This is a genomic window from Bradyrhizobium sp. YR681 (assembly GCF_000282615.1).
Taxonomy (GTDB): domain Bacteria; phylum Pseudomonadota; class Alphaproteobacteria; order Rhizobiales; family Xanthobacteraceae; genus Bradyrhizobium.
On sequence record NZ_AKIY01000019.1, the window covers coordinates 46,825 to 60,598 of the forward strand.

Annotated in this window: 16 protein-coding genes; all 16 read right to left on the minus strand. The window is 65.6% G+C overall.

The features are described 5' to 3' along the window. Nucleotides 1-51: 51 nt before the first annotated feature. The 16 genes from PMI42_RS02970 to PMI42_RS03045 all read right to left on the minus strand — a co-directional run bounded on the left by PMI42_RS02970 (nt 52) and on the right by PMI42_RS03045 (nt 13,597). Nucleotides 52-1,299: a phage major capsid protein gene (locus PMI42_RS02970; RefSeq protein WP_008130465.1), complete on the minus strand. Its 1,248-nt coding sequence runs from the start codon at nt 1,297-1,299 to the stop codon at nt 52-54. A gap of 79 nt (nt 1,300-1,378) precedes the next feature. Further along, nucleotides 1,379-2,188, minus strand: a complete 810-nt coding sequence (locus PMI42_RS02975) for a head maturation protease, ClpP-related (RefSeq protein WP_008130467.1) — start codon at nt 2,186-2,188, stop codon at nt 1,379-1,381. After that, entirely contained in the window at nt 2,185-3,522 is a 1,338-nt protein-coding gene (locus PMI42_RS02980) for a phage portal protein (protein WP_008130468.1), read from the minus strand. Before PMI42_RS02980 ends, PMI42_RS02975 begins: the two co-directional genes overlap by 4 nt. Beyond that, entirely contained in the window at nt 3,519-5,285 is a 1,767-nt protein-coding gene (locus PMI42_RS02985) for a terminase TerL endonuclease subunit (RefSeq protein WP_008130470.1), read from the minus strand. Before PMI42_RS02985 ends, PMI42_RS02980 begins: the two co-directional genes overlap by 4 nt. A gap of 6 nt (nt 5,286-5,291) precedes the next feature. Beyond that, complete coding sequence (locus PMI42_RS02990; RefSeq protein WP_008130471.1) at nt 5,292-5,963, minus strand: P27 family phage terminase small subunit; 672 nt, start codon at nt 5,961-5,963, stop codon at nt 5,292-5,294. 42 nt (nt 5,964-6,005) lie between these two features. Further along, nucleotides 6,006-6,479, minus strand: coding sequence for an HNH endonuclease (locus PMI42_RS02995; protein ID WP_240535198.1), 474 nt, complete (start codon nt 6,477-6,479; stop codon nt 6,006-6,008). Then, nucleotides 6,469-6,663 (minus strand): hypothetical protein, encoded by a 195-nt coding sequence (locus PMI42_RS03000; RefSeq protein ID WP_008130477.1) that lies wholly within the window; start codon nt 6,661-6,663, stop codon nt 6,469-6,471. The genes PMI42_RS02995 and PMI42_RS03000 overlap by 11 nt, the downstream gene beginning before the upstream one ends. Before the next feature lie 213 nt (nt 6,664-6,876). Then, on the minus strand, nt 6,877-7,524 hold the full coding sequence (gene nusG / locus PMI42_RS03005) for a transcription termination/antitermination protein NusG (protein ID WP_050994334.1): 648 nt from the start codon (nt 7,522-7,524) through the stop codon (nt 6,877-6,879). Next, nucleotides 7,521-8,813: a helix-turn-helix domain-containing protein gene (locus tag PMI42_RS03010; RefSeq protein ID WP_008130481.1), complete on the minus strand. Its 1,293-nt coding sequence runs from the start codon at nt 8,811-8,813 to the stop codon at nt 7,521-7,523. The genes nusG and PMI42_RS03010 overlap by 4 nt, the downstream gene beginning before the upstream one ends. Before the next feature lie 64 nt (nt 8,814-8,877). Further along, nucleotides 8,878-9,210, minus strand: a complete 333-nt coding sequence (locus PMI42_RS03015; RefSeq protein WP_008130482.1) for a hypothetical protein — start codon at nt 9,208-9,210, stop codon at nt 8,878-8,880. After that, the gene (locus PMI42_RS03020; protein ID WP_008130483.1) at nt 9,200-9,703 is read right to left on the minus strand and encodes an SANT/Myb-like DNA-binding domain-containing protein; all 504 of its coding nucleotides are present in this window, start codon (nt 9,701-9,703) and stop codon (nt 9,200-9,202) included. The genes PMI42_RS03015 and PMI42_RS03020 overlap by 11 nt, the downstream gene beginning before the upstream one ends. Beyond that, on the minus strand, nt 9,700-10,584 hold the full coding sequence (locus PMI42_RS03025; protein WP_008130485.1) for a DNA adenine methylase: 885 nt from the start codon (nt 10,582-10,584) through the stop codon (nt 9,700-9,702). The genes PMI42_RS03020 and PMI42_RS03025 overlap by 4 nt, the downstream gene beginning before the upstream one ends. After that, the gene (locus PMI42_RS03030; protein WP_008130486.1) at nt 10,581-10,793 is read right to left on the minus strand and encodes a hypothetical protein; all 213 of its coding nucleotides are present in this window, start codon (nt 10,791-10,793) and stop codon (nt 10,581-10,583) included. The genes PMI42_RS03025 and PMI42_RS03030 overlap by 4 nt, the downstream gene beginning before the upstream one ends. A gap of 247 nt (nt 10,794-11,040) precedes the next feature. Beyond that, on the minus strand, nt 11,041-12,831 hold the full coding sequence (locus tag PMI42_RS03035; protein ID WP_008130488.1) for a DNA cytosine methyltransferase: 1,791 nt from the start codon (nt 12,829-12,831) through the stop codon (nt 11,041-11,043). Then, nucleotides 12,828-13,070: a hypothetical protein gene (locus PMI42_RS03040; protein WP_008130489.1), complete on the minus strand. Its 243-nt coding sequence runs from the start codon at nt 13,068-13,070 to the stop codon at nt 12,828-12,830. Before PMI42_RS03040 ends, PMI42_RS03035 begins: the two co-directional genes overlap by 4 nt. After that, nucleotides 13,067-13,597, minus strand: coding sequence for an HD domain-containing protein (locus tag PMI42_RS03045; RefSeq protein ID WP_008130490.1), 531 nt, complete (start codon nt 13,595-13,597; stop codon nt 13,067-13,069). Before PMI42_RS03045 ends, PMI42_RS03040 begins: the two co-directional genes overlap by 4 nt. Between the last annotated feature and the right edge of the window lie 177 nt (nt 13,598-13,774).

Genomic DNA, 13,774 nt, shown 5'->3' on the forward strand with positions numbered 1-13,774 from the left:
AGGGCCGGGAAACGCTCCCGGCCCTTCTCCCCCGTAGCGGCCTGAAGGCGATCAGGACGCCGCGTTGACGAACAGCTTCACCGCGCCGCCGATGTCGATCAGATTGCCGCCGGAGCGCAGCCAGGCGAGGAAGCCGACCTGCCCCTTGCTGGTGTAGACAGAGTCCGTGAAGCGGAACATGGTCACGTCCATCACGTCGCGGATCGTGTACTCATTGAGCTTGCCGTAAGCGATCGACTTGGCGCTTGCGGCCATCACGGCCATGTCCTGGTTGACCTGGATCGGATCGCCGAGCAGCGAATCCGGGATCTTGCCAGCCTTGCCGCCGGTCGGGACCGCGAAATCCCAGCCCGGCACGAAGATCGGACGCGACTGGCCGTCCTTGATCTTGCGGATCACTTTGACGCTGGAGTCGTGCATCATCCACTTGCACTCGCCGCTCTCGCGATAGGCGGGGTCAACCGAATGCTGCATGTCGATCAGGCTGTCGTAGATGATCGCCGTGACCTGGCTGGTGCCGTTGGCGGCGGTGACGCCGGTCGTGGCCGCAGTGACGATGCCGTTGGGCTCATTCGAACCATCACCCGCACCCACCGTGAACTTGGTGTTGGTGATGCGGCCAAGACGGGTGCTCGCCCGCTTGATCACGAAGGCCTCGACGTCGACCTCGCTGTCCTGCAACAACTCGAACGGGACCGCGATGATCTTCGACGAGAACTTGTAGACGTTGAGCGGGACCGTGCCGAACGTCGGATCGGCGGCCGTCGCCGACGCGTTCTGTGCCACGATTTCGCCGGTCTCGGAGGTGCCATCCGAGGTCGGATAGCTGATCGGGTTGCCCTGCGACGTCTGAATGACGTTCGCGACGGCGCGCATGCCGCCGAACGCCTTGAGCGCATCCAGAACCGTTTTCTGGACTTCGGTCTGGACGGTGTAGCCGCCCTGACTGCCGGTCGTGGTCGACATCGTCGCGCGGATCTTGGTCCAGTCCTCCGCCGACAACTGTTCCGGGCTGCGAACCCATTTGGCGAACAGGGTCGAGGCCTCCGACTTCTGGTCTTGACCGACGCGAAGCGATGCGTCGACGACCAGGTCGCGCTGCAAATTGTCGGCGGCGGCCTGAATCACGCGCTCCTGGCGCTTGATATTGGCCTGGATCTCGACCAGCTGCGCGTCGAGCCTGTCCCATTCGGGCGTGTCGACGGCAGCATTCCATTTGTCGGCGGGTTTGTCCGCCATCGCCTGCATCGCGACCACGATGGCCGCGCCCTGCGCTCTCAACTCTTGAAGTGAAGCCATTCTGAAACCCCTTCTGGCATGGCTAGAGACCGCCTCGGCCAGGATGGCCGCGGCGCTTGTCCTGCTCGGCGCGGCGCGCTTATGCAGTCCTTGCGAGCAGATGGGCGCGACGCTGGCGCTGCCCCCGCTCATGTTCGGCGGCCGCGATAGTCGCAGCCTTCTCGCGATCCTGCCGGTCGCGCTCGGCGAGCGCAGCCTCGACCGCGGCACGGATCTTGTCGGGCGACGGGTCGGCCGCCATCTGCGCCGGCGCGTGCTCGAACGCAGAGACGTCCCAACGCGCCCGCGCATTGGCGGCGCTCTTGTCCTTGTCGCTGGCCATCTCGTCGGCGAGACCGCAGTCGATCGCCTCCTGCGGGGTCAGCCAGGTTTCTGCGGCCATCAGCTGCATGAACGCCTTGGCATCCTTGCTGCCGCGCGCGGCATAGGTGTCGGCGAGTTGCCCGTCGATCTTTTCGAGCAGCTCGGCAGTCGCGATCAGGTCATCAGCATTGCCGATGCCCCACGTCCAGGCCTTGTGAATCATCATCATTGACGCCGGCGCCATCACCACCTTGTCGGCGGCGATTGCCACGACCGAAGCCGCCGAGGCGGCATAGCCATCGACATGGGCGACGATCTCGCCGTCATATTCACGCATGATCTGCGCGATGCCGACGCCGGCAAACACGTCGCCGCCCGGCGAGTTGATGCGCAGATGCACCGTTCCGGACATGCCGCGCAGCGTCTTGGCAAAACCCTGGAGCGAGACGCCGCCGAACCATTCCGCCTCGATCTCACTCGACACGATCAGGTCATAGAGCTCGATCGTGTTGCTGGCGGCATCGGCGCGGAAGCTGCCGCGCTTGGCGTTGGCCGCAAACAGATTGAACAGGCGACGGTCTTTCATGCTGCTGCGTCCTTTGGTTCGGGTTGGCTCGAGTCCTTGGCCGCAGGCGCTGCCGCGCCGGCATTGACGCCAAGCTTGTCGGAGTCGGCATCGGGCTTGCGCGGCATCCGCAGTTTTGCGCGCGCCTCGTTCGGCGTGAGAATGCGAGGCTCGCCGGCACGACCGACGCCAACCCGCAGCGACTCGTAAAGCGTCTTGGTGTCGGCCTGCTCGAGGTCGGAGGTATCGAACATCGTGACGCGCGAGCGCGTCCGGAACAGCTTGCGGTCAAGCTCGCGCTCGATTTTGTTGAGGTACGGCCGCAGCGTGTAACGCACGAAGCCGATCGACATCGCCTCGACGCCCGAGCCCCAGGACGTGGTCTTTTCGTTGTGGCCGATCATGAACGGCGGCACGCCGTAGGCCCGCGCGATCTCCTCGATCTGGAATTGCCGCTGGCCGAGCAGTTGCATGTCGCTTGCCGAGATTTGCAGGCTGCTCATCTTGAGGCCGGAGTGCAGCAGCATCGGCCGATGCGCGTTCTCGACCGAGCGATGGCGCTCGTCGATCAGGCCCTGCAACTCCCTGATCCTGGGCTCGGCGAGCTGCTGGTCCGTCGACAGCGCGTAGTCGGGCCGCGCACCGTTGGTGAAAAACCGCGCCGCATATTCCTGCGCAGCGATCGCGACGCCGCCGGCATTGCGCAGCGAGTAGCGCAGCGGCGTCATGCCGCGCAGCCCGTCGAAGCCAAAGCCGGGAATGTGGATGATGTCGTCCTGGTCGAAGTCGCGCGTCTGGCCGATGACCTGGCCGTTGGCGAGATACTCCGGCGCGATCCGGTAGACCATGCGGCCGGTCTCCGGCACGATGCCGTTGACGACGCGCATCGGATGCACCGGCTCAAGCCCGACCGGCTTGAACATCCGGTCACGGCGGATGATCGCAATGCCGTCACCCTCGGCCATGATCGATTTGACCAGATATTCCCAGCCGATCGGCGCAGGCCAGCGCTCCGACATCTCCTCATTGAGCACCCACAGCAGCGGATCGTCGAAGATGCGCGACCGCTCGCCGGTCGGGATTTCGACGTTCATCATGTGGACCGGCAGAGTCTGGATCGCCCCGGCAATCAGCGACCAGCAGGCATAGATCGCCGTCACCGTCGCCGCGGAATACTCCGTCAGCGCCGGCAACCCGCCGCCGATCGACGGCCCGAACATATCGGCCCACGCTTGCGACCCGTGCACGAGACTGGTCAGCGGCACCATCTGCGTCGCATTTTTCGGCGGCTCGAAATCGTCGGGCACGCGAATTGCCGGCGCAGTGGTGCCGAGAATGTCGGAAATCCAGCTCATAGCAAAACCAGCCCTGCCACAGGTGCCGCCGGCGCCATCGCGATCGCTTCGGTCATGACCGCGGCGACGATGCCGTCGATCGAGTCCTCGGACCGCTTTTTCGCCGGCACGTAGTTCATGTTTTCGTCAAAGCGCACGTTGCAGTGCCCGATCATCCAGCGCGCGACGGGATGGCCGCCGTGATCCATCTCGCCGCCGAACACCTTGCGCTCGAATTCCTTGGTGCCCTGTCCAAGCGACTTGGTGCCGAAACGCATCTCGACGAACAGATCCTCCGGCTGGCCGGCCTTCACCATCCGATTGTAGAATTCGAGCGCGTTCCATGCGTCCCAGCCGATCTTGGTGACACGGAAGTCGGCGCAGGCCTTGAGCGCCGCATCGATCGCATAATCCAGCTCGAAAACCCCGCCAGGAATAGGCGTGATCGCGCCGGAATTTGCCCATTGATCGAACGGCGTCCGCTCGGCCTTGGTGCGCGCCTCGATCGTGTCGGTCGGCAGCCAGAAGCGCCAGACGAACTTGGTCCGCTCGCCCTTCTCGACCGGCGGAAAGCGCAAACACAGCGACGCCAGGTCGAACGACTTGGTCGAGTCGAAACTGAGGATGCACTCGCGACCCTTCAGCGTGTCGAGATAGGTTTTCCAACCGTTCGGGTCGGCCGATGCCGCGTCCCATTTCCGGACCGAGATCCAGCGCGCGAAATCCTCGACCCATTGGTTCAGGTGGTAGCGCCGAAACGCGGCTTCGGTCGCCGGCGTCACGGCTTTCGAGATCTCGCGCTCCAGAAACGCCTTGGTCGGCGACAGGCCGAGCGACGGATTGGCCGCAGCGTGCGCCTTCGGATCGCGCCAGTCCGCATCCTCGGCCGCGGCGAAGATCACGACCAGCGTGGTCGGATCGTCGATCCGGCCGTCGAGGATCTTCTGCGACTCCTCCCACAGCTTGAAGCCGGTCTTTTGCGACTTGAGGCCCGCCGTCGAGGCATAGAGCCGGATCGGCTGGAGCGAGGCGCCCTCGCCCTGGCGCAGCGTGTCGGCCAGCTCGGTCGACACCCATTCGTGCATCTCGTCCCCGACTGTGACGAAGGGCGCGCGCCCGTGCTTGCCCTTGGCCTTGCCCGGCATCAGCCGGAACGCCGAGCGCAGCTCCGCATTCCAGAGCTGCTTGGCAAAGACCTTGATCGGCTCGCCCGTGGTCGGCGAGCGGAAGACGGACGGCGCGTAGCCGATCATGTCCCCCATCTTGTCGAACACTTCGCGCGCCTGACTCTCGTCGTGCGCAAAGCAGAAGCCAGCGCCGCGGCGCTGACCCTCGATCGCCCAGAACAGCAGCGCCAGGGCCGCCAGAAACTCGCTCTTGCCGTTCTTGCGCGGCACCCACAGCCGCAGCTCGCAGAACAGCCGGACATGGACCTGCGTCGGCCGCAGCGTCTCCGGATCGAGGATCTCGGTCGGTGCTTTCCAGCCGATCAGCAGCCGGACGATGATCTCCTGCCACGGCGACAGCCGGAACGGCAGGCCTGCGAAGCGGCCGACCGTCAGCTTGAACCAGGTCGGCCAGCGGTCGACCACGGCCTGCGCCTTGGTCGCATCGAACCAGGAGCCCGGCACCGCGGCGGCGCGCTGCCATGCTATCCGAGCCCACGAATAGCCCAGCTCCTCGACCGCATGCGTCAGCCAATCCGGCTCCGGATAGAGATGCGGTCCCGCGACCGCCGCGATCGCCAGCGCGGACGCTTCCGTCTGCGGTTTCCAGTCCTGCATGCATCGTCAGTTGGGCTTTGTGCCTGGCGGGACCGAGTCGAACGCCGAGAGTGAGCCGATCGCAGACCCTTCCACGATCGGCGCCGGGATCGGCTCCGCGGCCGGCGCACTCTCGCTGGCATCGTCTTCCGCAGAACCCGCCGGCGCCGCGGGACGCTGGACGGCGCGGCCGAACAGCGTGTCGTCGTCGAAATGCATCGCGCCGGCGGCGAGCAGACGATGCCGATCCTGCGGCGATAGACCAAACTTGCTCGACAGGTCGATCGTCATCTTGGCGGCGTAGTCGCGGCGCGCGACGGCCGGATTTTCGCGGGGCATCTTGTCGCCGGAGATCGTCTTGACCATCACCGAGTAGCCCTTGACCAGGACTTCCTCGTTCGCTGCGACGAATTCGGCCGCGTAAATGCAGAACATCGCGAACAGGTGCAGGTCGAGCTGTGACAGCAGGTGCAGCCGGTCGAGCCGCGGCGCGTAATCGTCCCACATAACGCTCGCCGCCTTCAGCCGCGGATCTTGCAGGTAGCCCGGCTTGTTCTCCGATGGCGTCTGCGTCCGCACCGCGACGAGCAGCCCCGCCAGGCGCTCGGCCTCGGCGATCGCCTTTTCGGTTTTGCTCTTTCGCTTGCCGGGATAGCCCTTGGCAGCCTGATCGAGCGGATTGTCCGGGTGACGGCCCATAAAAAATAAAATCTCAGGAATTTCGCGGAAAAAAATGGGCTTCTAGAGAGCCGGTCCCGGAGAGGGGTCGCTAGACTTTTGACCACCCCCCGCCCCTAGGTCGACGGGCAACTCGGCCAGCGTCATACGCACGGCGACCTGACTGTCGAGCCAGAGGTCAGCGACGACGATCTCGCCCTTGGCAAACATGGCCTCAAGCTTCTGCTTGATCACGTCATGGTGCCACGCACAGGCGGGCTGCCACATGCCCCTATTCCAGAAGCGATCGTGATCGCCCTTGTGCGGCTCGACGTGGTCGGTCACCTCGGTAGGCGTCACCAGACCCACAGCCTCGCACCCCTTGCAGAGCGGATGATGCAAGCGGAACAGCCGAGACGCACGATCCCACTGCGCGTTATAACCACGCTCACGCGACGAACCGCGCTCGGCATCAGCCGCAGCATTGCGCTCGGCCTGCGACGGTGCGGGTCGAGCGCGGAATTGTTGTGGCCTTGAAGGCATACGATCAGTCAGCACGGATCTCAGTTGCAAGCTGCTGCATGTATGCAGCGCTTGTCTCGCCGTAAGTCGGCTCACGCCCCTCGGCCTCATCCTTGAGGAAGCCGTTGACCGTGCGGAATTCCGCTTCGAAACGCTCAGGCTCTTGGATGAACCGGCGCATCCACTCATTGAAGCACTTGACCATCTGAGCATTGTCCATCGGGTCGCCTCCTGTTGATTGACGCTCACACAAAAGGAAGGGCCGCTTGCGTTGCCACAAGCGGCCCAAGTCTAGGGAGGAAACGCCCAAGGAGGGCAGCGGCAACGCACAGGTGCGCGACCGCACACCCTATGCATGCGAAAGCCCGGCGCGATGGCCGGGCTTTGATTTCACGTGAAACGATTTTCCGAATGCTTCGCACCCTGACCGGAGTCAGGGGCGCTCAGAGCGTTTCCGCTTCTGACGGCGAGCCGTGGCTGCAAGCGCGCTTGCAGGGACCGGCTCGACCTGCGTTTCGGACAATTGAACCGAGACGCCGCGCAGCGCGTCGACAAAGACCTTGAGTCGGCTATGCGAGTCAAGGCGCTTCACCTGGCCGACAAAGCCCGCGAGCGGACCATCGACGATCTGCACCATCTGGTCGACGGCATAGTCGCGCTCGCTGAAAGGCTTATTCATCGCGCCGACAATGCCGCGCACGACCGCCATGTCGCCGGGCCTCAGCATCGCAAAGCGCCCCTCGTCGATCGTCAGCCAGTCGCCGACATCGTCGACGCGCCTGATTGCCGGATTGTCGACGTCAAAGTCGGGCACGAACACCATGCCAGCAAGGAACGGCCGCTCGACGCGCTTGCCGAGATGCGGCTTGCGGGTCTCGATCCTCGTCCGTCGATCGATGTAGCGCACGACGATCGGCGAATATGCGCAGACTCCGCGATCCAGCAAGCGCCGCACGACGCGCGCGTCGCGACCGGGCGTGACACTGAGCATGCACCAGCACCTCGGCGTGACCGGCACGGCGACGGGCTCGGCGATCGGCACGTGACCGACAAACTGCCCGATTTCGTAATGCATGTTCATTCGTCTCCCCCTGCCTGTGAAGCGTCGTCCTGTGATCCGCCGCCGTACCATGTGCCGTTACGGCGCGGCGGCCATGGTGCGGGCACCCGAAAGCCCTCTTTCGATTTTCGTAATCTGAAACCCGGATGCGTGATGGGCAGGCCGTGCACGGCAGGGTCGTGCGGCTCGAGCCAGATCCGCTCAGGCCGCGGCGCGGCGCCGAGCCATAGCCGCAGGCGATCGCGCCACGCGGCAAACTGTTCCGTGCCGAGATCGACGACCTGCCACGCTTCCGTTGGCAGTCCGCATGCCGCAAGCGCAACCAGATCGGGCTGGACCGGGAAAGTGCGCCACACGCCCTCGCCGAGACCACTGTCGTGCGTCGTCGGCAGGTCGCGGCGTTCGGCGATCAGGCTGGCGATCTTCAACCCGTCCAGCTCGGCGCCCTGCACGAAGCGACGCTCGGGCGGTTTCGGCACATCCTCGCCAAGCTTCGCGTGCGGAAACTCGTCGAAGCCGCGATAGCGAATCCACCGGTCGAAGTTGGGCGGCTTGGTCCGTCCCGCCCTGGTCAGCGCCTGTGCGAACAGTGGCACGGCCGCACGGCAAAGCCGCTGCTTGTCGGGCGACAGCTGGCGGAATTCGGCGAGCGATGCGGCGCGCCGATGGCCCTGTGTCTCGCGACCGGGCCAGGACTGCCACGCCGGCGCAAAGTCTTCCGGCTCTGGCCCATCTTCCAAAACCCGCATCTCGTCCCCCTCGCCCCCGGAGGGGGTCTTTGGGGGAGATTCAGGTTCAGGTTCAGAGGTTAGGTGGTCGCAAGTACTGCTAGGGCTAACCGAGGGCTGGCCGAGGGCTGAGCCGGAATTTAGCCCTAGCACGCTGCTAGGGCTAATCACCGTTGTTTCCGCTGCATTTTCGTCAGCGTCGACATGCGGCGCGCGGCCTTGCGCCCTCGCCTCGATCATCTCCGGATCGGCATCGAACAGCAGCCGTATCTGGTCTGTCGTGCGCTTGCCGCGCCCGTTGCCGTTGCGAACGCCGTTCTCGTCGAGCCATTGCGGCTGCCGCGCGATGGCGCCGACCTGCTCCAGCCAGACGAGACGGCGCCGCACCGTGTCGATCGACAAGCCGTCGCAATCCTCGGCCAGCGTCGGGATCGCGGCGAACGCGATGCCGTCGCCATCGACATAGAGCGACAGGCTGCGCAGCAGGATCGAGGCCTGCAAGTTGCGCAGCTTCAGGTTCCGTGCCCAAGCGTGCGCCTCGTCGGCGGCGATGCGGCGGGCTCGCCGTTTCGCGGTTGTCATGTGATGCTCTTGAGAAAGGGATTCAACTGGACGCGGTAAGCAACTGGCACAGGAAACGGTTCTGCTATCGCGGCCCCATCAGCATGATGCGGACGATGTCCTCGTCGGAGCGGTCCCACAGCAGGCCGCGGTTGATGGCGTCGTCGAGGCGGTCGAGCCAGCGCGCGGGAAAGCGCTTGATGCGGACCAGATGATCCTTCACGGCCGCGAGCTGCTCGGCGGGCAGATCGTCCGCCTCTTCCTCGGTCAGGATCTGGCCGGTCGAGACGACGCGGATCGCGATGTCCAGCTCGCCGAGCTTGCCGGCCTCGAGGACGAGCTTTTGAATGACGTTCGCCAGCTTGATCGCAGGCTCGCCGCCGGCGGCGAGCGTGGCGAGAACGAGATCAGCGGACATCGGAGCCCCCGCGCCCGGATGGCAGCTGTACGCCAGCCGCAGCGGCCCTGGCGCGCGCATCCAGCGCCGAGCGGCCAGGAGGCGGATCACCGAAGAAGCCCGCCGTCAGGCCCTGCCTATCGATGCGCAGCTGCAACTCGGCCCGCTCGCGCAGATGATCGAGCGAGGGCATGCGCTTCGGAAGGATCAATGGTGGAGTCGACGGCACCACGACCGGGACAGCCGCAACCGGCTCGGCCGCTGCGTCGACGATCGCGGCGCCACGCTTGCGCCAGGACACCACAGGTTGGCTCGGCTTCGGTACGCGCGGCCGCCGCGCACGGTCGCGGGCGCCCTTGAGCTTGCCGTAATAGCGCTGCTCGCAAGCCGCCGCCGAGCGGCCCGGCAACTTGGCTGCAATCGCCGGCCAGTCGAGACGCGCGACGTCGCGCAGCCGCAGCAACTCGGCATCCTCGGCGCGCGACCAGCGCACGCATGTTCTGTCGGCGGTCATGCCACCCTCCCCGCAAACAGCGGCGTCACGCCGATGCCGGCGCTTTCGCGATCGAGCGCTGCGGCGGCTGCCGGATTGATCCAGAGCACCTCGACACGCTCGCGGGCGCCGTCGGCATAGGCCTTGAATTCGATCCGGCGCCAGTCGTCGAGCGCGGCGTCATAAAGCGGGTGCGCGTAGCCGGACAGCACCACCATGCCCGCAAGGCCGCGCAGCACGCCCAGCAGGCGGTTATGGGCCGCCAGGTCCATTTCGTGCCTGTAGGCAGACTTGCCGCCCTTGAACATCGAGCGCGTGTCGTGAACGTAAGGCGGATCGACGTAATGCAGCGCGCGCGCACCGTCGTGGCGCTGGAGCACCTCGACCGCGTCGCGGTGCTCGATCACGACACCGCGAAAGCGCGCGACGATCGCCGGATAGGCCTCCGGCAGATTGGCCCAATCGTGCGCGGGCGTGGTGCCGCTGCGGTTGGAGTTGGAGCGAAAGCCGGTCGACTGATGGCCGCGCTGCGTCGAGGAATGCGCGTTGCTGCCGAACCCCATGAACGAGCGGATGACGAGCCGCCGCGCGCGCTCGACCGGATCCGGCGACCATTCATAGGCCAGCTCGAATTCCGCCCGCGCGAACGGCGTCAGGCGCAGCAGCTCGATCAGCCGCGCCGCGGCGCCCGTGTCCTGCAACACGCGGAACAGGTTGACGATGTCCTCGTCGAGATCGTTATAGACCTCGGCATGCGAGCGGGGCTTATGGAGCAACACGCCGGCGCCCCCCCCATAGACCTCGGTATAGAGCCTGTGCGACGGCAGATGCGGCAGGATCTGGCGCGACATCAGGAACTTTGCGCCATGCCAGCGAACGGGCGGACGGGTGATCGCGTTCATGCGCCCACCTCGACAGGTCCACAGGCGGGCGTGTTGCCGCCGACCTGGATTTTCTCGGTGCCGCGCCACCATTCCTTCCAATGGTCCTGCCGGCCGTGCTCGTCGACGCCGTGACAGGAGACGCAAACCAGCTCGCAGCCCTCGCGCGTGCAGACCTTGCGGCTGTCGCCGTTCGGCTGGCGCGTCTTTTCGCTCCATTTGTGCTTCACGACCGAGCCCCCGGTACAATGCGCGGAGAACGAAGCGAACCGCGGATTTCGACGCGACCGAATGCCAGCTCGACCACACCGCGCTGACCGCAATCGCAAACTCGAAATTTCCCGTAATGCTCGACCCAGCCTGCAACGTCATCCGCAGCCCGAACCCCCTTCATGTATCTCCCGTCGAGATACACATCGGGACAACTCGAAAAAATCAGCGGCCAGAAATCGTCGCTGCCAGCATCGCAGGTGACCCTCATTCCGCAGCCTCCAAGAACTCCGGCTCGGCCGCCTCGCCGTCATCCATGATTGCGAGGACGTTCGCCTTCATCTGGCGGACCTCGACGGCGTTGCCGATCTGCTTGACCTGGTCGGTCTTGGTGCCGGCGAAGTGGTAGCCGGGCGGGAAGCTCATGGCGGCCGCCAGCTCATGCGGTACGAACATCCGGAACAGGATGTCGGCCTCGCTGGTGTCGACATGGCCGCTCGGCAGCAGCACGGCCTCGACCAGGTTGATGTGCCCGGTTGCCGTCACCGCCGGCGCCGGCTGCTCGAGCCCATGCACGCGCGGCGCCTGCCCGTCCCGCTCGCCGAACTGCGCGGTAATGAACGCCAGCTCGCCGCGGTTGGCCGTGGTCAGCGTCGACAGCGGATCGACGTCAACATCGCGCGCGCGGTTCGACGTGTCGGAATGGGTGATCGGGACCACCATACCGAACCGCGCCTTGGCGGTCGCGGTCGGAAGCGGCTGCTCGGCGCTACGCAGCGTCTCGCCGCTGCCGGAGCCGTAATAGGGCGAGATCAGCACATGCGAGTGCTTTGCGACTTGCGTCGGCGTCGGCTCGGAAGTCGAGCGCGGCGCGCCGTCGGCGTGGCGCGAGAGTACGAAAGGCTCGACGATGCCGATCCGCGCAACGGTCGTCGCAGTCGGCGCCGGCTCCTCGACCGATTGCACGTCGCGCCGGAAACTCTGCTTGAGGATGATCGGCTCGGCGAGCCCGACATGCTGGCCGCATGCCGCCAATGCCGGCACAGGCTGACCCATGGACCGCGCGACGACGTTGTTGCGCAGCGTCACCACGATCGGCGAGGCCGGTCCCGGTCCGCCCCGCACCTCGCCGCTGCGAATGTCCCGCAGCCAGGCGACGTATTTGCCGACGCGCTTGCGGTTGCGCTCGCGCAAATCCGCGCGCCTGGCATGGCGCCGCGCGAAGGCGAACCGCAGCGCATGCAGCAGCGCGCGCTGCTGCTCGGCGATCAGCATCGCGATCAGGATGTCGGGCCAGCCGAACTTGAGCGCGCCGGCCAGGATGCGCGCCAGCGTCTTGGGCGCCAGCGGCACGGGCCGCTTGAAGATCGACTTGCCCTTGATCGACCAGTCGATGATCTCGCGCGCCGGCCGCCAGGGCAGCAAGCCCTCGGCGCCGGCACGATCTCGCCGGGCATGGGTGACGACAGGCAGCACCGAGCGGCGGCCATTGAACTTGAAGAAGCCGAAATAGCGCTGGCGCGTCGTCGCGGCGCCCTGGTTGGCGGAATTGTAGAAGCCCCAATCGTAGCTGGTCGCGCCGACGCGGCGGATCGTGTCGATCCAGAGGTCATAGAATTCGCCCTCGCGCGCCTTGATCGGACGCCGCGTCTGCGGATCGACCGGCCCCCATTTGACGAATTCGCGCACGTTCTCGATCAGCATGCGGTCGACCGTCAGCTCGGTAAGCCAGGGGATGACGTGCCAGGGGTCGCTGCGCTGCTGGTCACTTGTCGGCTTGCCGCCGCGCGCGACCGAGTGGTGCGTGCAGGTCGGCGAGGCCATCAGCAGGTCGACGCGCAAGCCGGGAATGATCTGGTGCGGCCTGACCTGGCTGATGTCGGCGCAGATGTGCCGCGCGCGCGGGTGATTGCGCTGGTGCGTCTCCAGCGCGACACCCCAATGATTGATGCAGACGAGATCAACGTCATGGCCGAGCTCGGCCATCGCCTGCTCGGCTGCCTCGCTGGAGCCGCCGGCGCCGCAAAAGAGATCGACGACAACCTTGCGCTGCCTCACGGATGAAACTCCGTAGGGTTCATCAGGCGAAACAGGCGCAGCCGCTCAAGCTCATCCGCGGTTAGCGGCATTTCGCAATCCGGAAGCCGCACAGCCGGATCGCATCGCATCACTTCCGCAAGCGAGCGCGCGTCGTAATTGCCGCGCTGGCGCCATGCGATGGCGTAACCAAGCATGAAGCCGGCAAAGGCGATGATGGAGCCGGCGCCGACCGCAACGTTTGTGCTGATCGTGATCATGCGGCCGACTGCGTCAGCTCGGCGAAGCGCTGAAGGAACAGCCCGCGCGCGTGAATCGGCGACCAGCCCACGATTTCGGTGTCGAGCGGTTGCTCGTTATCCACGACCCAGGGCTCGCCGATGTCGCGCATGATCTGCATGCGCTCGGTTCGCAGTGTGCGCCGATCGGCTGCCTTCACCGTGTCATGCGTGACGTCGGGCAGGCCGAACGCCTTGTAAACGGCCGCCTGGCAGCGCTTCTCTGCCGCCTTGTAATCCGGCATGAACTGCTTGATCGGCGACAGCATGTCGAGCAGGTACGCCTCGCTGCCGTCATGCAGCAGGCCAGCCAGCGCATCGTCGCCGCAAAAGCGGGAGACGATGATCGAGTGCTCCGCATTCGAATAGAACCGCAGGCAGTGGCCGCCGAAACGGCACTGCATCGCGAGCGCGTGCGCGATGTCCTCGATATCGACATCCTCCGGCCGCGGGTCGAGCGGCCAGAATTTTTTGCCCGTGTAGGTTTGAATCCATCCGGCGAGCTTCATCGATCCTCCTCCTGCTTGCGCGCAGCGAGGACGAGCCCCTTCCAAGGGTTCGGCCGTTTGAATTCGCCAACGCGGTTGAGATGAACCCAGATCGCGGCCCAGTAACCGAACATCTGGAACTTGTAGCGCGCGAGAGCGTCCCACGCCTTGCGCTCGGCCTGATCAAGTTCAGCTAAA

What these genes read in the sequence shown, in the direction of transcription:
- PMI42_RS03010 (WP_008130481.1), bottom strand. Translation starts at nt 8,813, where the DNA reads ATGACAACCGCGAAACGGCGAGCCCGCCGCATCGCCGCCGACGAGGCG.
- PMI42_RS03020 (WP_008130483.1), bottom strand. Translation starts at nt 9,703, where the DNA reads ATGACCGCCGACAGAACATGCGTGCGCTGGTCGCGCGCCGAGGATGCC.
- PMI42_RS03025 (WP_008130485.1), bottom strand. Translation starts at nt 10,584, where the DNA reads ATGAACGCGATCACCCGTCCGCCCGTTCGCTGGCATGGCGCAAAGTTC.
- PMI42_RS03000 (WP_008130477.1), bottom strand. Translation starts at nt 6,663, where the DNA reads ATGGACAATGCTCAGATGGTCAAGTGCTTCAATGAGTGGATGCGCCGG.
- PMI42_RS02980 (WP_008130468.1), bottom strand. Translation starts at nt 3,522, where the DNA reads ATGAGCTGGATTTCCGACATTCTCGGCACCACTGCGCCGGCAATTCGC.
- PMI42_RS02975 (WP_008130467.1), bottom strand. Translation starts at nt 2,188, where the DNA reads ATGAAAGACCGTCGCCTGTTCAATCTGTTTGCGGCCAACGCCAAGCGC.
- PMI42_RS02970 (WP_008130465.1), bottom strand. Translation starts at nt 1,299, where the DNA reads ATGGCTTCACTTCAAGAGTTGAGAGCGCAGGGCGCGGCCATCGTGGTC.
- nusG (WP_050994334.1), bottom strand. Translation starts at nt 7,524, where the DNA reads ATGAACATGCATTACGAAATCGGGCAGTTTGTCGGTCACGTGCCGATC.
- PMI42_RS02985 (WP_008130470.1), bottom strand. Translation starts at nt 5,285, where the DNA reads ATGCAGGACTGGAAACCGCAGACGGAAGCGTCCGCGCTGGCGATCGCG.
- PMI42_RS03040 (WP_008130489.1), bottom strand. Translation starts at nt 13,070, where the DNA reads ATGATCACGATCAGCACAAACGTTGCGGTCGGCGCCGGCTCCATCATC.
- PMI42_RS03015 (WP_008130482.1), bottom strand. Translation starts at nt 9,210, where the DNA reads ATGTCCGCTGATCTCGTTCTCGCCACGCTCGCCGCCGGCGGCGAGCCT.
- PMI42_RS03045 (WP_008130490.1), bottom strand. Translation starts at nt 13,597, where the DNA reads ATGAAGCTCGCCGGATGGATTCAAACCTACACGGGCAAAAAATTCTGG.
- PMI42_RS02990 (WP_008130471.1), bottom strand. Translation starts at nt 5,963, where the DNA reads ATGGGCCGTCACCCGGACAATCCGCTCGATCAGGCTGCCAAGGGCTAT.